21 protein-coding genes are annotated in these 22941 nt (G+C 69.7%); 9 read left to right on the forward strand and 12 right to left on the reverse strand.

Features of this window, described 5'->3' with window-relative positions; translation table 11 throughout:
* Positions 1-384 precede the first annotated feature (384 nt).
* Positions 385-945 carry an isochorismatase family protein gene (locus EIZ45_RS21970; protein WP_134665988.1) on the reverse strand — a complete coding sequence of 187 codons (561 nt, stop codon included), beginning with the start codon at positions 943-945 and terminating at the stop codon, positions 385-387.
* A gap of 186 nt (positions 946-1131) precedes the next feature.
* Positions 1132-2688, reverse strand: coding sequence for a GMC family oxidoreductase (locus tag EIZ45_RS21975; protein ID WP_134665986.1), 1557 nt, complete (start codon positions 2686-2688; stop codon positions 1132-1134).
* Between the two features lie 104 nt (positions 2689-2792).
* On the opposite strand from EIZ45_RS21975, the gene EIZ45_RS21980 reads away from it, so the two are divergent.
* Positions 2793-3269 carry a GbsR/MarR family transcriptional regulator gene (locus EIZ45_RS21980; protein ID WP_134665984.1) on the forward strand — a complete coding sequence of 159 codons (477 nt, stop codon included), beginning with the start codon at positions 2793-2795 and terminating at the stop codon, positions 3267-3269.
* A 55-nt stretch (positions 3270-3324) separates the two neighbouring features.
* Positions 3325-4548, forward strand: a complete 1224-nt coding sequence (locus EIZ45_RS21985) for a hypothetical protein (protein WP_134665982.1) — start codon at positions 3325-3327, stop codon at positions 4546-4548.
* Here the strand turns inward: EIZ45_RS21985 and EIZ45_RS21990 are convergent.
* On the reverse strand, positions 4540-5811 hold the full coding sequence (locus tag EIZ45_RS21990; protein ID WP_134665980.1) for a PQQ-binding-like beta-propeller repeat protein: 1272 nt from the start codon (positions 5809-5811) through the stop codon (positions 4540-4542). The two genes, EIZ45_RS21985 and EIZ45_RS21990, sit on opposite strands and share 9 nt — an antisense overlap.
* Here EIZ45_RS21990 and EIZ45_RS21995 point away from each other — a divergent pair.
* Positions 5810-6280: a hypothetical protein gene (locus tag EIZ45_RS21995; RefSeq protein WP_134665978.1), complete on the forward strand. Its 471-nt coding sequence runs from the start codon at positions 5810-5812 to the stop codon at positions 6278-6280. The two genes, EIZ45_RS21990 and EIZ45_RS21995, sit on opposite strands and share 2 nt — an antisense overlap.
* Before the next feature lie 417 nt (positions 6281-6697).
* Here the strand turns inward: EIZ45_RS21995 and EIZ45_RS22000 are convergent, their stop codons facing one another.
* Genes EIZ45_RS22000 through EIZ45_RS47630 form a run of 3 tightly spaced genes read right to left on the reverse strand, consistent with a single transcriptional unit; the run spans position 6698 to position 7835 of the window.
* Positions 6698-7240, reverse strand: coding sequence for a flavoprotein (locus EIZ45_RS22000; RefSeq protein ID WP_037814511.1), 543 nt, complete (start codon positions 7238-7240; stop codon positions 6698-6700).
* A gap of 59 nt (positions 7241-7299) precedes the next feature.
* The gene (locus EIZ45_RS47625; protein ID WP_370318162.1) at positions 7300-7557 is read right to left on the reverse strand and encodes a hypothetical protein; all 258 of its coding nucleotides are present in this window, start codon (positions 7555-7557) and stop codon (positions 7300-7302) included.
* Positions 7524-7835: a hypothetical protein gene (locus tag EIZ45_RS47630; RefSeq protein ID WP_051729052.1), complete on the reverse strand. Its 312-nt coding sequence runs from the start codon at positions 7833-7835 to the stop codon at positions 7524-7526. Before EIZ45_RS47630 ends, EIZ45_RS47625 begins: the two co-directional genes overlap by 34 nt.
* Positions 7836-7988: 153 nt before the next feature.
* Here EIZ45_RS47630 and EIZ45_RS22010 point away from each other — a divergent pair, with 153 nt between their 5' ends.
* Complete coding sequence (locus EIZ45_RS22010; RefSeq protein WP_037814512.1) at positions 7989-8663, forward strand: HAD family hydrolase; 675 nt, start codon at positions 7989-7991, stop codon at positions 8661-8663.
* Between the two features lie 49 nt (positions 8664-8712).
* Here EIZ45_RS22010 and EIZ45_RS22015 read toward each other — a convergent pair whose 3' ends face one another.
* Positions 8713-9492: a phosphotransferase family protein gene (locus EIZ45_RS22015; RefSeq protein WP_078870525.1), complete on the reverse strand. Its 780-nt coding sequence runs from the start codon at positions 9490-9492 to the stop codon at positions 8713-8715.
* Positions 9493-10176: 684 nt separating this feature from the next.
* Between EIZ45_RS22015 and EIZ45_RS22020 the strand changes: the two genes are divergently transcribed.
* Positions 10177-10938 carry a hypothetical protein gene (locus EIZ45_RS22020; RefSeq protein WP_238606743.1) on the forward strand — a complete coding sequence of 254 codons (762 nt, stop codon included), beginning with the start codon at positions 10177-10179 and terminating at the stop codon, positions 10936-10938.
* A gap of 120 nt (positions 10939-11058) precedes the next feature.
* Here the strand turns inward: EIZ45_RS22020 and EIZ45_RS22025 are convergent, their stop codons facing one another.
* The 3 genes from EIZ45_RS22025 to EIZ45_RS22035 form a co-directional block, all read right to left on the reverse strand.
* Positions 11059-12849, reverse strand: a complete 1791-nt coding sequence (locus tag EIZ45_RS22025; RefSeq protein WP_240690754.1) for a dihydroxy-acid dehydratase — start codon at positions 12847-12849, stop codon at positions 11059-11061.
* A gap of 52 nt (positions 12850-12901) precedes the next feature.
* Entirely contained in the window at positions 12902-13645 is a 744-nt protein-coding gene (locus EIZ45_RS46875) for a helix-turn-helix domain-containing protein (protein WP_240692032.1), read from the reverse strand.
* 155 nt (positions 13646-13800) lie between these two features.
* The gene (locus EIZ45_RS22035; RefSeq protein WP_167754272.1) at positions 13801-14823 is read right to left on the reverse strand and encodes a ketoacyl-ACP synthase III family protein; all 1023 of its coding nucleotides are present in this window, start codon (positions 14821-14823) and stop codon (positions 13801-13803) included.
* Between the two features lie 212 nt (positions 14824-15035).
* On the opposite strand from EIZ45_RS22035, the gene EIZ45_RS22040 reads away from it, so the two are divergent.
* The gene (locus EIZ45_RS22040) at positions 15036-16208 is read left to right on the forward strand and encodes a cytochrome P450 (RefSeq protein WP_134665974.1); all 1173 of its coding nucleotides are present in this window, start codon (positions 15036-15038) and stop codon (positions 16206-16208) included.
* Between the two features lie 109 nt (positions 16209-16317).
* Positions 16318-16869 (forward strand): hypothetical protein, encoded by a 552-nt coding sequence (locus EIZ45_RS22045; protein WP_043827486.1) that lies wholly within the window; start codon positions 16318-16320, stop codon positions 16867-16869.
* A 145-nt stretch (positions 16870-17014) separates the two neighbouring features.
* On the opposite strand, the gene EIZ45_RS22050 is transcribed toward EIZ45_RS22045, so the two are convergent.
* Together EIZ45_RS22050 and EIZ45_RS22055 are read right to left on the reverse strand one after the other, a co-directional pair.
* Positions 17015-19486 (reverse strand): UbiA family prenyltransferase, encoded by a 2472-nt coding sequence (locus tag EIZ45_RS22050; protein WP_134665972.1) that lies wholly within the window; start codon positions 19484-19486, stop codon positions 17015-17017.
* Positions 19477-20514, reverse strand: a complete 1038-nt coding sequence (locus EIZ45_RS22055; RefSeq protein WP_134665970.1) for a polyprenyl synthetase family protein — start codon at positions 20512-20514, stop codon at positions 19477-19479. Before EIZ45_RS22055 ends, EIZ45_RS22050 begins: the two co-directional genes overlap by 10 nt.
* 217 nt (positions 20515-20731) lie before the next feature.
* Here EIZ45_RS22055 and EIZ45_RS22060 point away from each other — a divergent pair, with 217 nt between their 5' ends.
* Positions 20732-22492: a 1-deoxy-D-xylulose-5-phosphate synthase gene (locus tag EIZ45_RS22060; RefSeq protein WP_134665968.1), complete on the forward strand. Its 1761-nt coding sequence runs from the start codon at positions 20732-20734 to the stop codon at positions 22490-22492.
* A gap of 14 nt (positions 22493-22506) precedes the next feature.
* On the forward strand, positions 22507-22941 hold a 435-nt coding region (locus EIZ45_RS22065; RefSeq protein ID WP_167756522.1), incomplete at its 3' end, for a flavodoxin-dependent (E)-4-hydroxy-3-methylbut-2-enyl-diphosphate synthase.

Genomic DNA, 22941 nt, shown 5'->3' on the forward strand with positions numbered 1-22941 from the left:
GGTGACCGGATCATGAGCCTCCAACCGTCTCGTTGTGGAAACGGAACGTGATCAACCTGAGGTTCGTGATTCTCGAACAGTTCCGGGCAATCGCGACACCGACGAAGGTAGGTTCACGTTTGGCGCAATCCTCGCGCCCGAACGGCGCAGCGGCGGGATGCGCTCGAGCCGGTTGGCGTGGACGAGTGTCCACTTGAGACGGTTACCGCGTATCGACACGCTTGGTCAACCAGGAAATCGCGCTCGCGCGACTGGAGCAAGCAGCCTTACGCTGAACGGACCGAAGTCGCGGCCAGGCTGGGCATCAGCCCGACACCTGCGTGAAACGCGGCGTCGGCAACAACCCCGAGCCGCTCTCCTCGGCGGACCCGGGGCGGAGACGGTTCAGCCGATGGCGGCGAAGTCCATCTCCTTCGTCCGCACCGTGCCCGCCGAACGACCGGGCGCGCGGTGGTAGGTCCAATAGAGGTTCGTGTGCGCGATGACCTGATCCGGCGGCGGGGCACCCCATTCGGAATGGTCCTCGGTCGTGTGCGCGTCGGCGACCAGAAGCGCGTCGTACCCTTTCACGATCGCCGTGTGCAGCGTGGCCCGGATGCACTCGTCGGTTTGCGCGCCGGCTACCACGAGCTTGCCGACCGACAGATCCGAGAGCACTTCTTCCAGTGCGGTGCCCTCGAACGAATCCGCGTAGTTCTTCTCCACCCGGCGCTCGCTCTCCGCGGGGGCGAGTTCGGGCACGATCTGCCACTCCTCGCTCCCCGACGCGAGTTGCTCGTCGGAATGCTGCACCCACACCACCGGCACCGCGTGCTCGCGGGCGTTGGCCACCAGTTCCGCCACGTTCGCGACGACCTCGTCCCGCGCGTGCGCGCCGGAAACGACCGCGTTCTGCACGTCGATCACCAGCAATGCCGTTTTCGGCCGGTTGTCCAGTGTGGTCATTTCCCCTCCAGGCAAAGTCCCCCACGAGCCAGCAGCACCATAGCGCGCCTTTCGCGGCATTGCTACCGCGCGCACCCGAATCCCGAAAGGAGGCGAACCACGCGATCCGGTGCGGTTGTTCGATTCGGAATTCTTTGTTGTCACCGGGAGCGGGACCCGGGTTTCAGCGGAGAGGAATCTCGTCGTTTAACGGTCGAGCCGCTCGGCCATCAGCTCGCCCGCCATGATCGAAGCCAGGTTGGTGTTGGCCCGGGGAACGAAAGGGAAGATCGACGCGTCGACCACGCGCAGGCCGTCGAAGCCGAGTACCCGGCAGTCGGGATCGACCACGGTTTCGCGGTCTCCGGGATCGCCCATCCGGCACGTGCTCGTCGCGTGCTGCGAGTCGCCCGCGGTGGCGAGCAGGTAGTCGTCCAGCTCGCTGTCGTTGTCCAGCACCGCGAACAGCTCCTCGTTCGCGCTCTCCAACGAACCGCTGAGGATCGGCGCGGTCTCGTCGGCGCGAGCTAGTTCGACCAGCGCTCGAATACCGGCGCGCAGCCGCGGCAGGTCGCGTTCGTCGGAGAGCATTCGCTGACGCACCAACGGTTGTGCGTCCGGGTCAGTGGAGATGAGGCTGACCTCGCCGCGCGAATAGTTCTGGTTGAGCCACACCCCGTACGAACCGGCCCCGGCTCCGGTGTCCGCGAACGCCATGGCGAGCACGCTCTGGTTCATCGAGACGAACATCAGGTCGCCTTCGGGCGCGCCGGGGCCGCTGGTGAAGCGGACGCAGACGTTGGTGTGCCGGTCGTCCGGCGTCTTGATCGCCGCCGCTTCGGTCAGCGGGAGCTGGATCATCGCGATCGGATGGTCCTGCAGGCCGCGGCCGACCGGCAGGTCCGCGCGGACGTCGATGCCGAGCGACCGCAGCTGACCCGCTGGTCCCACGCCGGAGCGCTGGAGGATTGTCGGCGTGTGGATCGCGCCCGCACTCAACACGACCGTGTCGGCGAGCTCGGTCGTGGCCGTCCCGCCGATGACGACCCGGACGCCGATCGCGCGGCTGCCGTCGAAGAGCACCTGGTCCACGAGCGCGTCGCCGCGGATGGTCAGGTTCGGCAGCGTTCGGGCGGGTTCCAGGTAGGCGTCGTTGACCGAAACCCGCCGCCCGGCGCGGGAATTGATCGGGTACGGCGAGACGCCGCTGGCTCCCGGAGCGTTCACATCCGGTGCCCAGCCGTAGCCCGCGGCGATCGCCGAGCGGTGCAGCGCGGCGTCGACCGCGCCCCAATTCTCTTGCGGCATACGGTAAATCGGAGTCGGGCCGCCGCGGCCGTGGTAGGGCTCGTCGCCGAAAGCCTCGTCGTCCTCCAGCTTCGCGAAGTACGGCAGCACGTCGCCCGGTCCCCAGCCCTGCAGCGCCCAATCAGCGAAATCCGCCATCGGCGGGCGGATCGCGATCTGCCCGTTGATCGACGAACTGCCGCCCACGCCCCGGCCGCGCCAGTACAGCGCCGGCAGCTGTTTGTCCGTGCGCGTGGAGTCCAAGCCTCGCCACACCATTTCTTTGGCCGCGGCCGGGTCCAGCAGGGCGACGATGGGATTGGGCGAGCGCCACGCTTCGGGCATCTCCGCGGACCGGTAATCCGGACCGGCCTCGAGCAGCAGGACCCGCTTGCCCCGTTCCGCCGAGCGGACTGCCAGCGCCGCTCCCGAGGATCCGGCGCCGACCACGATGAGGTCCCAGCCGCTGTCCGCCATGTGCCTGCCCCTTCGCCGGTCTCCGTGGCGGCTAGAATGATCCCCGGCCGTACGTTCAGTCAAGAGTGAACGTTCAGTTTTTCCTGAGCTACCGTGAGGTGCCGATGACCTTGCCCGACCGGTCCGCCGAGCACGCGCTCGTCGAGGACTTCGGCCTGCGCATCGGCCGGGCGATGGGCTGGCCGCCGATGGCGGGCCGCACCAGCGGCGTGCTGCTGCTCAGCGAAAAACCCCTGACCCTCGGCGAACTCCAGGACGCGCTCGACGCGAGCAAGGGTTCCGTGTCCGAGATGACGCGGCTGCTCATGGTCAACGGCGTCGTCGAGCGGACCAAGAACCCCGGCAGCCGCCAGTTCGTCTACCGCTGGCGCGACGACGCCTGGCTCGGCTGCCTGCAGCACCAGGTGAACGCGACCCGCGAACTGCTCGAGCTGGCCGAGAGCGCACAAGAACACGGCAAACACCTGGCAGCCGAGCAACGCGCCCGGCTGCGGCAGATGCGCGACTACTACGTCTTCATGACCGAACAGCTCGAAGCGCTCCTGGCCGAGTACGCCAGCCGGACCGAGACCGATGCCTGACCCGGATGACTCAATCCGGACCTGCGCGCACTGACCTGGCCTTAAGGTGAGCCAGGTGGAGCCATTGACCGCGATCGCCACGATCGCCGCGAAGTACGGCGCTTCCCAGCTGATCCGTGCGCTCACCGGGAACGACGAGCTCAGCGGGCTGGCCTCGGAGCTGCTCGGCGAACTCGTGGCCAGCGAAGACCGCCTCAGCGAGCAGATGGCCGGGATCGGCCGTCAGCTGGACGAGTTGCTGGACCAGCGGTACACGGTCGCGTTGGGGGCCGGGCAGCGGGCTTTGCGCGACGCGAGCACCGCGCCCGAACCGCGCTCGCGGGCCGCCGAGCTGGCCCGCGCGCGTGACTTGTTCCGCGAGGCCGCCGCGGCAGCCTCGGCCAAGTCGCCGCTGCAGATCGCGGTGGCCGAGCGGTACGTCGCGCTGTGCTCCCTCTCCGCGGGCCGTCCCGACGCCGTGCCCGCGGCGCTGGACACGTTGAACGAGGCGGCGTTCCGGGCGCTGACCGAGGCGCTCCCGCTCTTCGGGCCGAAGGCCTACGAGAAGGCTCGGGCGCAACTCCCTCGGTCGAGCCGGCTGGGCCTGCGGGGCCGGCGCGAGGAGCGGATCGACGAACTGGGCAGCGACCTCGTCGACGCGGTCGACGACGTCGTGGATCTCGCCCTCAACCTGCTCGCCGAATCGGAGGCCCTCGCGCGCGGGCTCGGTCAGGACCTCGGGCCGGAAACCGACGTCGACCTGCTCCTGCCCGCGGGGTACGAAGACGACGAGCGACTGGCCAGCACCGCGCAGGTGGTCGTCCGGCCGATCGAGCCCGGGCCGCTGCGGTTCGGTCCGCTGACGGTCGCTTTCGGCGACATCCGCCCGGTTCCAGGCCAGCCGCAACCTCCTAGTGCTGCGTCCGCCGCCGTCGTGGTCGCCGCCAAGTTCGCGCAGGACTCGCCGCCGGGGTACGCGGCGACGGCGCGGCCGCCCGGCTTCGAGGTGGAAGTGCTTGTCCGGTCGGACTTTCCCGTGTCGCCGTCCCTGATCGTGTCGTTGCGGCCCGGGCTGGTCCTGGCGGACGAGGTGCTGCAAGAGGTGATGCCCGGCCAGCCCGCGTTCACCGGGGTCGCCAGCGACATGCTCGCCGCGCGGATGCAAGAGATCCGGCTGCCCTATTTTCACCCGGACAGGTTCGTCAACGAGTGGACAGTGAACATCAACAACGTGTTGATCTTCCAGTCGTCCGACCGCCAACTGCTCGAACTGGAGAGCGGCGGCGCGCGCTTATTCTGAGCACGCGCTGTTCCGGACCGCGATGGCGATCAGGCTGCCCTTGGCTACCGCGAACAGCCGATCGGGTGCGGCGCTGCGCAGCGCCCAGATCCGCCGGGCCACGCGGGTGCGATTGGCGAGCCGTCCGTCGGAAGTCAGGTGGAACAGCACGCCGGAGGTGCCGGCGACCAGGAAGCCGTCGGCGGTCGGGAACACCTGGCCGGCGAGCCGCTCCCCGACATCGACCCGCCACTGCAGGCGGCCCGCGGCGGGGTCCACGACCGTGTAGCCGCGGGGTTCAGGCAACCACAGCAATCCTCCGGCTTGTTCCGGCGCAGCAGCCACAAGGTCAGTCTCAGCCTGGACGAACTCGCGGGCTGTGTCGGATGACAGGTCGATTTCAGCCAGGGCACGTCGGCCGCAACGCAGCAGAAAACGGCCGGGTCCGACCGTTGCGATGCTGGATCCGGCGTCGTTGTCCACGAGCGGCTGCGGAAGCCGCCATGCGGCCCGTACCCGGCCGTTGTGCCGATCGATCAAGCGCACCCGGATGTCGCCCGGTACGCCGATCAGGAAGCCGTCACCGGCGGGCACGGGCAGCACGGTGCGGATTCGCTGCTCGGTTTCCCAGCGGAGCCGCCCCGTCGCGAGATCGAACGCGCGCAGCGGCGTGTACCCGCGCCAGCCGCCGACGAGCACGACGTTCGCCGAAACGACCAGATGTCCGGGGGTTGCGGGGACGTGCACGGACCAGATCTCGCGCCCGGTCGCGAGGTCCAAACAGGACAATCGGGGGTTGTTCTGCGGGATCACCAGGCACCGATCACCGACGACGGCAACCGCCCGCGGCCACGTGCCGACCGGAACATCCCACCGCACAGCACCGTCTGCTGGGTCGAGGCTCACCAGCCTGGTGCTGCGCTCGTGGACGATGACGTGACCGCTCGTCACGGCCAGGCCCGAGGCAATGCCGCGCTGGTGCAGCGGATGCTCCCACTCGATGTCGATCACCGCAGTAGACCACCACGATCGGGTGACCTTCGGCAACCGCATTAGGTGCGCCGCGAAACCAGGCGGCCCGCTTTGTTCTTCGCGCGGCAACAATTTCGCTAGGCAACATTCTCGGCCAGATGTCCCGGACCATGCGACCGTTTCTGATTTCTCCAAGTCCCACAGCTGACACATTCGGAGCCGCTGCACCGAATGCGTCAGAAACGGAGCTTGACATCGGTGCAATGCTGAAAGTTCGCAGTCGGAAATCCATCTATCGCCGAGGGGTTCCATGAAAAAGACCGGTTTGCTCCTGACGCTCGCTGCCGTCCTCGTGCTGAATGCGCTCACGTCCGCCGGAGCGTCGGCTTCGGTCCCCCGCCGGGGCCCGGCTTCGGCCTTCGAGGCCTACGTGACCTTGTTCAACCAGACCAACCGGGTCCTGACCCTCAAGGCGTCCCACCTCGACCACGGGTGCTGGGACACCGAACCGTCCAGCCGGATCCAGCCGCACACGGCAGTCTATTGGCGGTCCGACAGCTGCGGGGCGTTCACCGGCACCGAAGGCTGGGTGAACTACACGATCGAGAGAACGGGGGGTCAAGGCTACGCCTACGCGCACTGGAACCTCCCCTATTCCGGCTCCAATTCCTTCGACGGCACAGCAGGCGGGCTGTTCACGATGACCACGCAGGGAAACAACGAACGACACGCACAGGTCAACTACATCCTCAAATGTGTCATTCCCAGCTGCGTGGGATGAGCCATCTGGTCCACCCCAGGGAGTAAGACGACCGCCCGGCGGCCCTTCTCTTCGGTCGCCGGGCCTGACGCGGCCGGTCCCGCAGAGCGAGTCGCAAGAGGCGCAACTACCGCGACTGCGCGTCGTGTTGTGACCTGCTCGCGCCAACCAGACCCACCGCGACCGTGCCGCCTCGCATGCCCGGGCCAGCTGTCCCAGGCGCGATCCCCGCGGCAGCCGCACAGAACCCGTTCCCCAAGCCCGTTCTGGCGACGCCCGCTGCATGCACGGCCTCTCCCGGGGCTCCCGCACGGCGTGACCGGGTCCAACCGCCCAGCTTCTCCGGGAAGTCGGAGCGACTCCCAGCACCGCGCGTCGGATTCCGACCGGCAAGCCTGTAACGGAGAGGTGAGCCGTCACACTGCGAGCGCCTCGCCTTCAACCTCCTGAGAGTTCTTTTACGTCTCGTAAAGCCGCGACGATCTGCGGCCAGTCGAAGGTGGCCAGACCGTCGTCGGCGCGCACAGTCACAGCATCCGGATCCATTATGGAGGCACCCGCGTTGACCAGTCTGGCCACGCTCTCGCCGTACGCAGGATGCCTGCGCAGTACGGCTTTCACGCACGGCACAACAACAATCGGGACACCCGTGCCGAGCATCTCGTTGAGAATTCCCAGAGCGAAGGTATCGCTGAATCCGGCCGCCCACTTGTTGATCGAGTTGAACGTCATCGGTGCCGCCAGCACAGCCGCTGCGCGAGGAAGCGACTCCCGTTGCCGCGGGGATCCGGAGTGAACCCGCGTGATGCAGCCTGTCGCAGCAGCGAGTTCGTCCAGATCGGTCCACGACGCCGCGTTCGGAGTGGCGATGACACAGACCGACCAACCCTCGCAGGTGAGCGTCCCGACGAGCTCCTGGATCCGCAGGACCGGCGGAGCAGCAGTGACTACCAGATACAGCCACCGCGATTTGTCGCTCATCCACCCCTCCCCTGTTCGTATCTTGCGCGAACCCGGTGCCAACTGACGGCGACTGCGCCTCAGCGGCGCGCGAAGAGCCGCGACAGCGCCGGGACAGCCCGGATTTTCTCGCTGCTCAGATGACTCCACACGATCCCAGCGGGCCGGCGGCGCGCTTCGCAGTAGATAACTTGCGTCGGCGTCACAATGACGTCAACGCTGAAGTCGTGCTCGGTTTCGGGGAGATCGGTATCCACGACTTGAAGCTCGTGCACGGTGCTGATGATCGTCGTCTGCGGGCCGATCAGCCCAGCTTCCGACAGGAGGGCAACCTCGATGTCCGAGTAGCCTGCCCCCTTTCCGGATCGAGCGCGTAGAAGGTGTCCGGGTCGTCCATCGCGGGCACGTCCCGCACCGGCAGTTGGGCGCGATCCGGATTGGACTTGACCACCCGTGCGTCCCGCCAGACGTCCAGCGCGGCCAAACGCTCGGCTGCTGCCGCGGTTCCAGCGAACGACGGAATGCGCCCAGCAGCGCCCCTCGGGTCCACCGCTTCGGCGTCGAGCGCCGCCCAGACACGCTCACGGGCAGCGCGTTTCGCTTCGTCGATCTCCATGTCTCTGTTGTACCGTGCAGATCGCTGCACCTCATACCTCAAGTTGAGCACCGCGTTGGCCTCGGACGCGTCGATCGCTTTGATCCCGGATCGAGGAGCACGGTCTCGCCGCCGGGCGACTCGTTCCGAGCGGTCTTGCCGTAGGAGTAGTACATGGTCACTTCTGTGGTGTTCGACGTCGGTGAAACGCTGCTCGACGACTCCCGCGAATGGGGTGAGTGGTCCGATTGGCTCAACGTGCCTCGGCACACTTTCTCCGCGGTGCTCGGCGCCGTCACGGCACAGGGCCGAGACAACGCCGAGACGTTCGAGTACTTCCGCCCCGGATTCGATCTTGCGCGCGAGCGGCAGCTCCGTGAAGAAGCTGGCCGCGGTGAGCAGATAAATGAAGACGATCTTTACTTTGACGTTCGCTCCGCACTCTCGGGGCTTCGGGAACTCGGCCTTTGGCTGGGTGTCGCCGGGAACCAGACGGCCCGTGCGGGAGATCTCTTGCGTGCCTTGCAGCTGCCGGTCGACCACATCGGCACATCCGGCGAGTGGGGTGTGGCGAAGCCTGATCCGCGGTTCTTCGAGCGGCTGATCGAGCTGGCGCCGGGCGAGCCAAGCGAGATTGTCTACGTGGGCGACCACCGTGACAACGACGTCGTGCCAGCGAAGGCCGCGGGTTTGCGCACGGCGTTGATCCGGCGCGGCCCGTGGGGTTTCCTGTGGGCCGACGACCCGGTAGTACGCCGGCATGCCGACTGGGTTATTGGTTCCCTCAACGAGCTCCCGGCGCTTCTTGCGGCTGACCGGAGCCGTGGTGCCCAGCAGAGTCGCACCTAGCGCCAATCGGAGCCTTCTGACGCGGATGACGTGCAGTCGTTTCCTTCCGTCAGAAGGCATTCCACGTCCACGGCCTCGGGATCTCGCCGCGCAAGCAGGCTATGCGGTGCGATGCTTCCCGGGCGGCGTCGGCGCTCGTCGCGCCCTTTGCCAGCACAAAGGTCGCCCACCGCAGTTCCTGGATGTCGACAAACGTCCGGAAAGACGCCGCCGTGGTGACGTCACGGCCATAAGCTGTGGCGAAACTGCGGTAGTCGGACCGGCTCACCCGGGCAAAGTCCGCGAAGTCCGCCGCGAGCGGAATCAGGTCCCAGTCGCGGTCTCCGAGCGAGACGTGCTCCAAATCGAGAAGCACCGGCTTTCCGTCTGCGAGCACAGCAACGTTGTTCTGCCACGCGTCCCCGTGGATCACCGTCGGAGAATGGCGTGTTCGCTCTCGCTGCAACCGTTCGCGCAGAACACCGACCTGGTGCGCAAGCCAGGCACGGTCGTCGTCGGGAAGGTGCCGCGCCGCGGCGATCCGGCCCGCGACCCCAGCGAAAGGATCGAACATCCGCAAAACAGGGTGCGTCGGCGGCTCCAGGCGGTGGAGCAACCGGAGAATGCTGCCCAGTTCGCCGGGGCTGGCGGGGCGGTGCGCAGGCAGTTCCCGCCACCATGTCACCGGCCGGTCATGGACGACGACCGGCTGGGCGATGTCGTCCAGAACAGCGACCGAGTTGATGCCAGTGCCTGCCAGCCACCGGGCCGCCTCGATCTGGAATTCTGCGGCTTTCTCAGTGCCGGCGGGGCCGATGCGAGCGACACAGCCGCCGGCGAGCCGGTACATCAGGTTGGATCCGTCGCGGATCAGAACCGCTCCGGCAGGATTCAAGCCCGCTCGTCGTGCCGCGGCGGCCAGAACGTCGCCCGCAGGCTTCGAGGTCGCTGTCACGCTGACGATGATGTCAACGTCTGGTGCATCAGGCCGGACAGTGCGCGCGTCAGCGGACGATGGCGAGCCGATTCAGCAAGGGTGAGTCCGGAACTCGCGCTTGTCCGTTGATCGTTGCTGCCGCAGATCTACGCGCGTGGACCAGCGTTGGGCACCCGGCGGACCGAACCTGGGCCGCAGCGTGGGTCAGGGCGATCGTTCTGCTCGCGGCGGGGCTGGTCGCGGCCTCGAAGGACGTAGGCCGCAAGGGGAACGCGGGCCAGCCTCAGCGCGGCTACTTGTTCCTCAGCAAACCGTGGAGCTGACGGCGTTCGCGCAAAAAATGCCGCGCCGCCGGAAATCGCGGAAATAAGCGCGCTCGAACGCACACAACCGTCGGCGGATGCGCGTTTTCGCCAAGGCGAGATCCCATAGTGGTCCCGCTGCCGCGGCGACCCAGCCGTGTCGCGGCGATCAGACCCGCCCGTCGCGCCGTCCGGTAATCGATGGGAGGCCTCGTCCGGTTCCGGTAGGTTGTCGGATATCTCGGTGCACCGGGAACGACGACCCGTGGGATTGGGTCCGTACGAGGGGAATCAGATGCACAAGGGTTTTGTCCTGTCCGCAGGCCGTGCGGTCGTGGCGGTCGCCGCTGTCAGCGGGCTGGCGGCGTGTTCGTCGGGGACCGCGGCGGCTCCGGCGGAAACCGCCGCCGCGCATGCCGAGGTCTTCGGCGCGGGCGGTTACCGCGGCATTGCGCCGGGGATGGCCAAGGAGGCGGCGCTCGCCACCGGGAAGCTCGCCAACGCGCCGGTCTCCATGCTGGACGGCTGCACGGTCCTGAGCTGGCAGGGCGGCCCCGCGCCGGACCAGGCCAGACTCGCGGCCGAGGCCGCGGCGCAGAAGAAGGCCGACGAGCTCTACGCCAAGTCCGACGCGGCGGACCGGGACTCGAAGGAGAACACCGGCAAGTCCGCCGCGGAATTGGCGAAAGCAGCCGCCAAGGACGCGGAAGCGGCCCAGCTGGCGGCCGACTCCGCGATGGCGAGCGCCGAACTGGCGGGCAAGCGGGAAGAGCGCGACAAGGCGTTCGCCGCGGCCGGTGGCGCGTCGTTCGGCAAGAACGGCGTGCACGAGCTGGGCGCGCCGCCCGACGCCAAGACCGCGGAGGGCATCGGCATCGGCTCGTCGCTGGCGGACCTGCACAAGGCGTACGACGCGCGCGGCCTGAAGCTCGCCGAGGCCGGGCGGTTCGAGATGCCCATCGCGGAGAAGCCGGGCTGGCGGTTCGTGTTCACTCCCGCTGCCAACGGCACGGTCGGCGGAGTGGCGATCTCCGACGGCGTCCTGAAATGCCGGTGACGCCGTGGTGGTAAGTCCATAGTGGACTGATGAAGGCCTCCTTGCCGTTGCGGGCAAGGAGGCCTTCGCTTTCCCCGGATCGAGCACTCCGCTCGCTGTCCACAGTGGACGAACGATCGGTCAGGAAGAGACCTCCGACATCCCCGCGCCCTCGATCGCGGAGGCGGCTAGTGCGCGCATGCGGCGGAGCAGGCGGGACGTCACCGGGCGGACCAGTGGGTGGACGCCGCCGTTCGCTTCGGCGGCTTGCTGCCACTTCGCCAGGCGAGCCTGGTTGATAGCGGGGTCGGCCAGTTCGGTGCACTCGAGGGTGTCGGTGTTCAGGTCGACGGTGATCGTGTCGCCGTCTTCGACGAGGGCGATGGGGCCGCCGAGCGCGGCCTCCGGGCCGACGTGCCCGATGACCAGTCCGACCGATCCTCCGGAGAACCGCGCGTCGGTCATCAGCGCGACGGAAATGCCTTTCCTCCGGCACAGCGCGGTGATGCGGGAGGTCGGGTCGAGCATTTCGGGCATGCCCGGAGCGCCCCTCGGGCCTTCGTAGCGGATGACGACCATGTCCCGGTCGGCGAATTCGTCCGGCGTCTCGACGAGCGCCCGCAGCAGGGCCTGCTCGCTGTCGAAAACGCGCGCCCGTCCCTCGAACCGGCCGTCGACGACGCCGGTCTCGACCCCGGCCAGCTTGATCACCGCGCCGCCCTCGGGGGCGAGGTTGCCCGACAGCAGCCGCAGGCCGCCGGTCGGCTTGAACGGCTCGGCGACGGGGAAGATCACCTCGCTGTCCGGGGCGGGCGGGGCGAGCCGTTCGACTTGTTCGCCGAGCGTCTCGCCGGTGCAGGTCAGCGCGGAGCCGTCGAGCAGGTCGTGCCGGAGCAGTTCCGCCACCACCGCCTGCAGGCCGCCGGCGGCATCGATGTCCACCATGCTGTACTGCCCGAACGGACGGGCGTCGACGAGCACCGGGACATTCCGGGAGAGCCGGTTGAACTCCTGCTGCGTCATGACCTCCGACCAGAAGTCGAGGCCGGTCGCGCGGGCGATCTCCGGCGCGTGCAGGACCACGTTCGTCGAGCCGCCCAGCGCGATCGCCACGACCGCGGCGTTGCGGAACGCCGCCGGGGTGGCCAGCTGCCGCGGCGTGATCCCCCGCTGCGTCATGATTTCCAGGCAGTCCACGATCTGTTCAGGGAATTCCCCGGTCCGCCGCGGATCCTCGGACGCCGGCGACACCATGTGCAGCGGCTCCAGCCCCAGCACGGCGATGAACGACTGCATCGTGTTGTAGGTGAAGATCCCGCCGCAGCTGCCGTGCCCGGGACACGCGTTGCGCGCCCACCGCTCGCGTTTGGCCGCGTCCGGGTCCCCGGCGACCTGGAAGCAGCTGACCAGGTCGATCCGCTCCCCGGTTTCGGGGTCCGTGCCCGGCCGGATGGACCCGTCGGAGAGCACCACCGCGGGCACGTCGCGCTCCAGGATCGCCGCCGTCGCCCCGACCGGGGGCTTGTCGCACGCCACCACGGCGACGGTTCCCCGGATCTCGCTGCCCTCGAAATGCAGCGACAGCCCGTCGTTCGTCGTCTCGCGGCCGATCAGCGAGTACCGCATCTGCGGCGTGCCGTTGCGCTGGCCGTCCGAGATCCCGCCCGAGTAGTTCGGGGCCAGCAGCCGGACGGGCAGGTCGCGCTCGCGGATCCGGCGCGCCAGCGCTTCGTGGATCGCCTCGACCTTGTCCGAGACGCCGACGTAGCAGACGCTGTCGCCCAACGTGCCCACGACGCCCCACGCGTCCCCGTGGATCTTGTCCACGTCCTGGCCCAGCGCGCGGGCCGTGGCCACCGCCTGGCAGTCCTGGCCCGGGCGCCACACATCCCGGCGGCTCGACTCGTCCATCAACGCTCCCGTCTTCGACACGATCGTCCCCATCGTCGCAGATCCGGGCGGGTGCGCATCCTGGCTTCGACGGTCAACCGGCGTGCGGGCGGGCCTCGCCGGTGCGGAGGGCGGTCAGTTCGTCCAGGCAGTACTCCGCGCGGCGGGCGGAGCCGTAGCGGGTCAGTTTGCCCCGGCGCGCCCACTGCCGGACGGTCGCCTCGGGCACTCCGGCGGCGAGCGCGGCTTCCTTGGTGGGCACGGTGCGCCGCCGGTTTTGTTCGCGGGTGCGGACGTCGAGCCAGTCCGCCGGGGGCAGGTCGTGCCCGGCTTCGCAGGCGACTGTGGCGGTGGCGGGCCGCAGGTGCACCGGGGCGCGGCAGCCGCCGACCGGGCAGTTCCCGACCGGGACGGCGGGGCGCGGGTCGTCGAGGGCGGCGGTCGCGGAGGAGATGAGGTCGGAGAGCTCGTCGAGGAAGTCCGCGCCGCTGGGGTGCCCGGCCAGCCAGTCCCGGTGCGCGGCGAGGAAACGCACCAGCTCCGGCACGGTCCGCCGCGGCGCCGCGACCTGCCGTTCGGCGGCCACCAGCCCCGCCCAGGAGGCCAGGACGCCGAGGATCCGCGACCGGGCGTCGAAGGCGGCCTCCCGGAACGGCAGCCCGGTCCCCCGGCGGGCGGGGTGTTCGCGCACCGCGCCGCCGGTCCGTCCGGGCTGCAGCGCGGCCTCGCAGCGGGAGTAGAGGAGGGGAAGCGCGGTCAGCCCTGCGCCGACCGGGTCGGTCCGGCCGGACGGTCCGGTCAGGCGGGTCGGTTCAACCGAGCGGGCCAGATCAGACACGTGAACCGAAGCAGCCGAGCGGATTCGGTCGTCCGGACGGCTTCCGGCAGCCGGATCAGCAGGACGAGTCCGACCGACCGCACGGACCCGCTCGCCCAGACCGCCCGTCTCCCCTCGGCAGGTGGCGTCCGCGGGCCGGGACTCGTCGGGCATGGTCAGTTCCGTTCGGGGTCCGGGCTGTCTTCCAGCATTTCCAGGACAGCCGAGGTGATGGTGTAGCCGGTGCCGCCGCCGAGGAGCAGGATGCGGTCGCCTTTGCGGGCCCGGCCGGTGCTGACCAGGTGGTGCAGGCCGGCGAACTGGTCGCCGGTGCCGAGGTGGCCGGTGGTGCGGCCGAATTCCCAGTTGGTGCGCTCCAGCGGGATGCCGAGGAAGCGGTCGGCGATGTCGGCGGCGCGGGCGGCGGTGGTCACCACCGGGACGGCGAACGCCAGATCCGCCGCGGTGATGCCCGCTTCGTCGAGGACGCGGTGCAGGGAGGCGCCGAACAGCGCGGCCATCCGGCCGTAGTGCTCCAGCATCGGCAAGTCCTTGGCGTGGAACTGTTTGCGCATCGCGTCGAAGTCGACCGGCGGCTGCTGCGCGCCGGCGAATCCGCCGCCGCGGGCCTCGCCTTCTAGGGAGTTGTCGGCCATCGTCGAGAGCGACAGGATCCGGGCGAATCCGCCGGAACCGCTCAGCAGCAGCGCGCTCCCGCCGTCGGCGAGCACCGACTGGTCGCCGTACCAGCGGCGGACCCACGCGCTGTCGAAACGGTCGCCGGTGGTGACGAGGACGGCGTCCTCCGGGCCGGTCACGAACCGGCGGCCCAGTTCGAGCGCGCCCATCGCGCCGTTGCATTCCTGGACGACGTCGAACGACGGGACGTCGCGGCCGACCGTGTGCAGGGCGACGTACGGGGCGGCCTGCCAGTAGTGCGCGCCCTGGTAGTCGACGTAGGAGTGGAACACCGCGCGGACCGTGCCGAAGTCGCGGGCGGACGCCATGGCCAGCGCGCCGCGTCCGGCGATCGCGGCCATTTCCGCCGGGTACCGCTCGGTCTCGACGCAGGCGGAGCGGACGCCGTCCGTCTGTGCTGACTCGGCGTCGTACCGGTTCGCCGCGACGGCTTCCTCGGCCGTCTCCCGGTCGGGCAGGCAGGCGCCGACGCCCGCGACGTACAGGGGGCACGGATTCACCGGGTCGCTCCTTCCCCGGCGCAGGGCCGGACCCCGCGCCACGATTGGACGAACCGACCGTACGGCGCGGGGATTGGGGCGGCGTTGAGCCGGTGTGGACGCTCCGGCGGCGACGGCTGTGCGCCGGGCGGACCGGCTGGTAGGAGGGAGCACGGGGGCCGCGTTCCGGCTCCGTCCGCAGTTCCCACCGCGGTGGGCCATCGGGAGGTTCCGTGTACGAATTGCCGTTTCCGCCGAGCGAGGACCTGTCCCGGCTGGCCCCGCAGTACTACCGCCTGCTCGAGGACGAGCCGCTGACGAAGGTCCGCACGCCCGCCGGGGACGAGGCCTGGCTGGCCTGCGGGTACGACCTCGTGCGGGACCTCGCCTCCAGCCCGGTGCTGCGGCGCGGCCACCGCACGCCGGAATCGGCGGCGCGGATCAACGATTCGGTGGTGCAGGGCGGTCCGACCGAGGAGTTCGACGGCGAACTGGAGCGGCACACCCGGATGCGCAAGCTGCTCACGCCCGCGTTTTCCGCGAAGCGGATGCTGGCGCTTCAGGAAAGCGTCGAGGAACGGGTCGACGCGCTGCTCGACGAACTCCCCGGACCGCCCGCCGACCTGCACGCCGGGCTGTCCCAGCGGCTGCCCGCGATGGTCATCTGCACGCTGGTCGGGGCGCCGTACGAGGATTACGAGCTGTTCCGGTCCTGGACGTCGCGGCTTTCGGGCACCGGCGATCCGGAGGCGGGCCGCGCGGCGCAGATCGAGTTCGGCGTCTACATGGCGGAACTGCTGGAGCGGAAGAAGCGCGAACCGAGCGAGGACGTCTTCTCCGACCTGGCCGCGGCGGGCGGAGTGGAACTGCCGGAGGCGGCCCGGCTCGCGGCCGCGCTGCTGTTCGCCGGGTACGAGACCACGATGAGCCGGATCGACCTCGGCACCGTGCTGTTCATCCGCAACCCCGCGCAGTGGGCGAAGCTGACCGCCGACCCCGGGCTGGTCACCGGTGCGGTGGAAGAAGTCCTGCGGATGGTCGTGACGAACATCCAGGACACCGGAGGCTCGGTCCGATACGCGGCCGAAGACCTGACGGCGGGCGACACGACCATCCCCTCCGGCGACGCGGTGCTGCTCGCCTACCACGCGGCGAACCGGGATCCGCGCGTGTTCGAGCGGCCGGACGAGTTCGACATCACCCGCTCGCCCAATCCGCACCTCGGTTTCGGGCACGGGATGCGGTACTGCGTGGGCAACACGCTCGCCCGGATCGAGCTGCGGGCGGTGTTCGGCGCGCTGGCGAAACGGTTCCCCGGACTGCACCTCGCCGCGGACGGGGACGCGCCGCGGCGCCGGGCCGAATCGGTGACCGGCGGAGTGACCGAGCTCGCCGTCAGCTGGTGAACCGGGCCGGTCGGCCCCAGGATTCCACCCTCCTTTGCACCCCCGGGTGGATGCCCGCCCGGGGGTGCGCTGCCTACCGTGGGGCCGACCCCGAGGAACGGATTGCGCGATGTGGAAGACGTTGGACGAAATCTCGAACATCGTGGCCCTTGTGGCCGGCGGCGCCTACATCGTCTGGTCGATCATCCGCAGGCTGCGCGGCACGCCGATGTCCACGAAACGGCTGCTGGTCCTTCCGGTGGTCTGCTTCGCCGTCGGCATCTACATGGCTGCCGGCGACGTCACGAAGGCGACCGCGCTGGACTGGGAGCTGCTGGGCGTCTTCGTGCTCGCGGCGTACGGCGAGGGCCTCGGCCGCGGGGCCACCATCCGGCTCTACGAGCAGGACGGCCTCCCGCACCAGAAGTACAACTGGCTCACCGTGACGATCTGGCTTTCGCTGATCCCGCTGCGCGTCGGCATGGTCCTGCTGGCCCAGCACTGGCACGCGGACATCGCGGGCGGCACCGACATGGTGGGCATCCTGCTCGGCCTGACCTTCCTCGGCGAGGCCTCGGTGGTCCTCCCCCGCGCCCGCCGGATGGGACTCAACCTGAGCCTGTCGCCGAAGAAGAACGCCAAGAAGGGCCGGGCTTCCGACCGGGTCGGGCACGCTGGCTGAGCGCAGGAACTCCAGGTGGGCCGCGTGGTCCGGGGAGGTACGTGAGGGGAACCCTGAGGGAATCTGATTCCCTCAGGGTTCCCCTCACGTACTTTTCGCTCCTCGCAGCGGCGCGACGGTGAGCTCGCGGCGAGGCTCAGGTGGCTCAGGCAACCGGGCGGGCGCGGGTCAGCAGTTCGGCTACCCGGTCCGTGCCCACCGCGCCGCGTTTGAGTTCTGTCAGCACCGCGTCGATGTCCGCGGGTGCGACCGTCAGGCCGCGTTCGGCGGCGACGGCCGTCACGGCCGAGCGGCCGGAGTGCTTGCCCAGCACGATCCGGCGCTGCCTGCCCACCAGTTCCGGCGGGTACGGCTCGTAAGTGCTGGGATCGCGGGAGATTCCGTCCACGTGGAGGCCGCTTTCGTGCACGAACGCGTGCGCGCCGACGACGGGAGCGTACGCGGGCACGCGATCGCCGATGAGCCCGGCGACGTGCCGCGCCAACGGTTCCAGCAGCGGGAGGTTGAGGCCGGTCGAGTGCCCCATCGCGGCTTCCAGCGCCATAACGACCTGTTCCAGCGGAGCGTTCCCAGCCCGTTCGCCGATGCCCAGCACCGAACACTGCACCCCGGACGCGCCGCCGAGCAAACCCGCGAGCGAGTTCGCGGTGGCCAGGCCGAGGTCGTTGTGACAGTGCACGGCCAGCGGCAACGGGCAGCTCTCGCCGACCCGTTCCACCAGCTCCCGCATCGTCCACGGCTGCGCGATCCCGGCGGTGTCCGCGAGGCCCAGGGCATCCGCACCGGCGTCCGCGGCTGCCTCGTACACCGCGGCGAGGATGTCAGGGTCGGTGCGGGTGGCGTCTTCGGCGGCGAATACCGCCTGCCGTCCGGCCGCCTTGACCCGGCGCACCGCACGGTCCACCCGACGTTTCAGCTCGTCCACGTCGATGCGCAGTTTGTGCCGCAAGTGCGATTCGGACGTGCCGATGAAGACCGCGACGCTGTGCGCGCCGGTGTGCAGCGCGGCGTCCACGTCCGCGTCGGCGGGGCGCGCGATCACCTGGATCACGGTGTCCAGCTCAGCGGCCACGATGGCGCGGATCGCGGCGCTCTCCTCTTCGGACACCACCGGGAAGCCCGCTTCGATCATCGGGACGCCCAACGCCGCCAGCCGCCGGGCCAGTTCCAGTTTCTGGTCCGGACGGAACGCCACCCCGGGCATCTGCTCGCCGTCGCGCAGCGTGGTGTCGCTGACGACCACTCGCTCCGGCAGCTGCCCGGTGCGCAGCGGTTCGCGCGGCACGGCGGTGGCTCGGCCGCGCGGTCCGCGGAATTCGTTGAACAGCTGGTTAAGGAGCATCATGTCGCGGGCGGGCGCGTCCATCCGCAACGCGCGGGTCAGGTAGGCGCGGCGGGGATTGCTGGTTCCGTCCAGGAAGATCGCCGCGAAGACCGTGCCGGTGGTGGTGATCGTCAGCCGGGGCAGTTCCGGCTCGGGCTCGTCGGCGGAGAGCCGTCGTACGGCGTTGTCCGCGGTGCACAGGACAATCGCCAAGTCCGGTTCGGACAGTCGCACCTCGATCAGCCGCGCCCAGCCGTTCAATGCCCGCAATCCGGTCTCGCGGGCGGCCAGTCCGGCCAGCTGCTGGTCCACGAAGGACAAGACCGCTTCTGAGTCCACAGTGGACTTATCATTGCCCAGCTCGTGCCGGGCACGCAGGAGCCGCTGACTCCCCCACGCACAACCCAGCGCGACCGCGGTGATCGGGACACCGACCGCGAGACCGCAGCCCAGCGTCACGAACGCGCCTGCCAGCAGGACCCGTTCGAGCACCAGCACGGTGTGCGCCCGATAAGCCCGCAGCCGGGTCACTTCCTGAGTCCACAATGGAGCGAGGGCGGCCATCGCGGCTGCGGCGGACAAGGCGAACACGACGAGTGCGGCGACAGTCGCGGACGAGACCACGAACTGCGCGACCGCGCACAGATAAGCGACCAGGATCGTGCCGGTGGCCACCCGGACGCCGACGGTCAGCCCGTGGCGGACCGGCAGCGTCGCGTAGCCGCCTTCGCGGTCGCCGTCCACGTCGCGCAGGGCACCGACCAGGTTCGATCCCGTGTCGTGCAACCAGAACGCAGCTGCCAGAGGGATGACCGTAGCCGGAGGGAGGTCGGCTACGGTCATCGCCCCGAACAGGCAGGCGAACGCCGAAATGAGGCCGCGCACCGCGTTTCCGGCCAGTCCGCGGCCTTTGAAGAAGCTGCTGTACGCGATGCCGAGCAGCAAGGCGACAACCACCAGGCCGAGCGTTCGCCAGTTCACCGCGAGCCCGATGACCCCGCCGGCGGCGGTGAGCCCGATCAGCATGCCCAGCGCGGTGCCGGGGCGCATCCGGCCGGACGGGATGGGCCGATGCGGTTTCGCGGTCGCGTCCAGGTTCCGGTCGAAGTAGTCGCCGCCGTACAGCCCGGCCAGCCAGCCGATCGTCGGCACCGCCCAGGCGCACAGCAACCGCAGCGGCGACGCGGCCGGATCAGCCAGTGCGGCACCGGCCAATCCCACCAGGCCGACGTAACAAGCGGTGTACAGCCGCCACGTTTCGACGTGCGCGAAGAGGATCTCTTTCAGCCGCATCGGTTCACAGTCGCCTGTGCGAAGTAGGACAGCGTTTCCTTGCTCGGCGTGCTGGGCAGCACTTCCAAGACTTCGGTTGCGCGCACGGCATATCCGCGGGCGGCGTCGGCAGCCGCGTCGACCCCGCCCGCTTCGCGCACCAGTGCGGAAACCGCGGCCAGGCGCGCGGCAGGGTCGCCGGTGCCGCGCAGCTGGCGGTCGAGTTCCGCGGACACCGCCTCGCCGCCGAGTTCGCGCGCGAGCAGGAACGGCAGGGTCAGCCGCTGGTTGGCGATGTCGCTGGTGACGGCTTTGCCCATGGCGTCGCCGTCGCTCGTGTAGGCGAGCAGGTCGTCGTGGATCTGGAAGGCCGAGCCGAGAAGTTCGCCGTAGCTGGCGAGCGCGGTGCACCATTCCGGCGGCCCGCCGCCGAGGATCGCGCCGCTGGCGCAGGCCGCGCGGAACAACGCCGACGTCTTCAGCCGGATCATTTCCAAATAGGACGGTACGTCGCAGACGTAGCCCTCGCACAGTTCGGCTTCCATGCTCTGCCCGCGGCACAGGTCGATCCCGGCCGCGGCCACCGCGGTCATTGCGCGCGCGACGCGTTCGTCCGGCACCCCGCGTTCGCCGCATTCGCCGAGCGCGGCGAACAAATAGAAGATCAGCGCGTCCCCGGCCACGATCGCGTCGTCGCGGCCGTAGGCGGCGTGCACCGACGGGCGGCCGCGGCGCATCGCGTCGCCGTCGATGATGTCGTCGTGGATGAGGCTCGCCACGTGGCCCGCCTCCGCGCCGGCCGCCGCGGGCACCACCTGTTCGACGTCCGCGCCGACCGCGCCCGCCGATTCGAGCAGCAGCAGCGGCCGGAACAGTTTCCCGCCGGGCACCAACGCGTAGTGGCAGATCCGGGCGAGATGCGCGCCCTCGGCGTCCCAGCTGTTCTCGAGGTGTTTGCCGACCAGCGAAACCAGGTGATCGATGCGGTCGGAACGGTCCAGGATGGCCGTGCCGAAATCCCGTTTCCCGGTGCTGTATGTGCTTTCCATGACCGTCCCATTCCGACGATTTCCCCCGTGCCTGCCGACGGTAGGGAGCCCGCGCGCCCGCGGACAAGGCCTCCGGCCCGTCCTCAATACGGGGTCAACAAGGCTTCAACAGCGCGGCCGGAACGGTGTTGCGGAAACGTTGAGCGGCGCTCTCCGGCGCCTTGTCGCCCGCCCGGAAGGCGCCGTACGTTGCCGGTCGTCTCGAGGAGGACGACGCATGGCTTTGCTGGAGAGAATTCGGGGACCGCGCGATCTCGACGGGCTGTCCGGAACGGAACTCGGCGCGCTCGCCGAAGAAATCCGCGGGTTCCTGGTCTCCGCGGTCGCCCGGACCGGCGGGCACCTCGGGCCCAATCTCGGGGTCGTCGAGCTCACCCTCGCCCTGCACCGGGTTTTCGATTCGCCGTGCGACACGCTGCTGTGGGACGTCGGGCACCAGTGCTACGTGCACAAAATCCTCACCGGCCGCCAGGACGGGTTCGCCGGGCTGCGGGGCGAGGGCGGGCTGTCCGGCTATCCGAGCCGCCGCGAATCCGGCCACGACGTCCTCGAGAATTCCCACGCGTCCGCCGCGCTTTCCTGGGCGGACGGGCTCGCCAGGGCCTACGAGGTGCGGCAGGTCTCCGATCGCGCGGTGGTCGCCGTGGTCGGCGACGGCGCGCTGACCGGAGGAATGGCTTGGGAAGCGCTCAACAACATCGCCGGCGCCCAGCGGCCGGTCGTGGTGGTGCTGAACGACAACGGCCGCGCGTACGACCCGACCGTCGGCGGGCTCGGCCGTCATCTCGCGGCGCTGCGGAGCGATCCCGGCGACGGCGGCGTTTTCTCCGCGCTGGGCATGGACTATCTCGGCCCGGTGGACGGGCACGACATCACCGCGCTGGAAACCGCGCTGCGGGACGCCCGCGCCCGGAACCGGCCGGTGGTGGTGCATTGCGTGACCCGCAAGGGCGCCGGGTACGCACCGTCCGAAAAGGACCCGGTCGACCGGCACCACGCGATCGGCCCGTTCGACCCCGGTACCGGGACGGCCCCCGCCGGGCCGCCGTCGTGGACCTCGGTGTTCAGCGACGAAATGATCAAGGTGGGCAACGAACGCGAGGACGTCGTCGCCATCACGGCGGCCATGCGAGGCCCGACTGGGCTCGCTCCGTTCGCCGAGCAGTACCCCGGCCGGTGCTTCGACGTCGGGATCGCGGAGCAGCACGCGGCGGCGGCCGCGGCCGGGCTGGCTTACGGCGGCCTGCATCCCGTAGTGGCGGTGTACGCCACGTTCCTGAACCGCTGTTTCGACCAGGTGCTGATGGACGTCGCCCTGCACGGCGCCGGCGTGACTTTCGTGCTGGACCGCGCGGGGCTGACCGGCGACGACGGGCCGAGCCACAACGGCATGTGGGATCTTTCGCTGCTGCAAGCGGTTCCCGGTCTCCGGGTGGCCGCTCCGCGGGACGCCGCGCAGCTGCGCACCCAGCTGCGGGAGGCGATCGAAGTGGCGGACGCGCCGACCGTCGTGCGGTTCCCGAAGGGCGCGGTGGGTCCGGACATCGAGGCGATCGAACGGCACGGGCCGGTCGACGTGCTCAGCCGCGGTGTCCGGGAGGACGTGCTGGTGGTCGGCATCGGCCCGCTCGCCGGGCCCGCGGTGGCGGCCGGGGCGCGGCTGGCCGAGATGGGCATCGGCGCGACCGTGGCGGATCCGCGCTGGATCCAGCCGGTGCCCGACGCGCTGGTCGCGCTGGCGCGGGCGCACCGCGCGGTCGTGGTGGCCGCGGACTGCGGACGCGCCGGCGGGCCGGGAACCCTGCTGGCACAAGCGCTTCAGGACGCCGGTTCGGATGTTCCGGTGACCGGGCTGGGGATTCCCCAGCAGTTCGTCGAACCTGCCAAACGGGCGCGGCTGCTGACCGCGCTGGGACTCACCGCGGATGCCATTGCCGAGGCGTCCCGCCGCACTGTCGAGAAAGGACTGTCCGAGTGACCGTCGCGTTGGGCATGCCGGGTTTGCCTGCTCCTGTTCTCGCCGAGCGTCGCAAGACCCGCCAGCTGATGGTGGGGTCGGTGGGGGTCGGCAGCGACCACCCGATCTCGGTGCAGTCGATGACCACGACGCTGACCTCCGACGTCAACGCCACCCTGCAGCAGATCGCCGAGCTGACCGCGGCGGGCTGCGACATCGTGCGCGTCGCGTGCCCGTCGGCCGACGACGCCGAGGCGCTGCCCGCGATCGCGAAGAAATCGCAGATCCCGGTGATCGCCGACATCCACTTCCAGCCCAAATACGTGTTCGCCGCGATCGAGGCCGGCTGCGCCGCGGTCCGGGTGAACCCGGGCAACATCCGCAAGTTCGACGACCAGGTCAAGGAGATTGCTGCAATCGCGTCCGATCATGGCACGCCGATCCGGATCGGCGTCAACGCCGGCTCGCTG

Origin of the sequence: Amycolatopsis sp. CFH S0740 (assembly GCF_004522315.1) — a bacterium.
GTDB classification, from domain to species: Bacteria; Actinomycetota; Actinomycetes; order Mycobacteriales; family Pseudonocardiaceae; genus Amycolatopsis; species Amycolatopsis nivea.

Bases quoted from the DNA above. Each gene is read 5' to 3' on its own strand.
- EIZ45_RS21970 (WP_134665988.1), bottom strand. From the start codon at position 945: ATGACCACACTGGACAACCGGCCGAAAACGGCATTGCTGGTGATCGAC.
- EIZ45_RS21975 (WP_134665986.1), bottom strand. From the start codon at position 2,688: ATGGCGGACAGCGGCTGGGACCTCATCGTGGTCGGCGCCGGATCCTCG.
- EIZ45_RS21980 (WP_134665984.1), top strand. From the start codon at position 2,793: ATGACCTTGCCCGACCGGTCCGCCGAGCACGCGCTCGTCGAGGACTTC.
- EIZ45_RS21995 (WP_134665978.1), top strand. From the start codon at position 5,810: ATGAAAAAGACCGGTTTGCTCCTGACGCTCGCTGCCGTCCTCGTGCTG.
- EIZ45_RS21990 (WP_134665980.1), bottom strand. From the start codon at position 5,811: ATGGAACCCCTCGGCGATAGATGGATTTCCGACTGCGAACTTTCAGCA.
- EIZ45_RS22000 (WP_037814511.1), bottom strand. From the start codon at position 7,240: ATGAGCGACAAATCGCGGTGGCTGTATCTGGTAGTCACTGCTGCTCCG.
- EIZ45_RS47630 (WP_051729052.1), bottom strand. From the start codon at position 7,835: ATGGAGATCGACGAAGCGAAACGCGCTGCCCGTGAGCGTGTCTGGGCG.
- EIZ45_RS22010 (WP_037814512.1), top strand. From the start codon at position 7,989: ATGGTCACTTCTGTGGTGTTCGACGTCGGTGAAACGCTGCTCGACGAC.
- EIZ45_RS22015 (WP_078870525.1), bottom strand. From the start codon at position 9,492: ATGTACCGGCTCGCCGGCGGCTGTGTCGCTCGCATCGGCCCCGCCGGC.
- EIZ45_RS22020 (WP_238606743.1), top strand. From the start codon at position 10,177: ATGCACAAGGGTTTTGTCCTGTCCGCAGGCCGTGCGGTCGTGGCGGTC.
- EIZ45_RS22045 (WP_043827486.1), top strand. From the start codon at position 16,318: ATGTGGAAGACGTTGGACGAAATCTCGAACATCGTGGCCCTTGTGGCC.
- EIZ45_RS22050 (WP_134665972.1), bottom strand. From the start codon at position 19,486: ATGCGGCTGAAAGAGATCCTCTTCGCGCACGTCGAAACGTGGCGGCTG.
- EIZ45_RS22055 (WP_134665970.1), bottom strand. From the start codon at position 20,514: ATGGAAAGCACATACAGCACCGGGAAACGGGATTTCGGCACGGCCATC.
- EIZ45_RS22060 (WP_134665968.1), top strand. From the start codon at position 20,732: ATGGCTTTGCTGGAGAGAATTCGGGGACCGCGCGATCTCGACGGGCTG.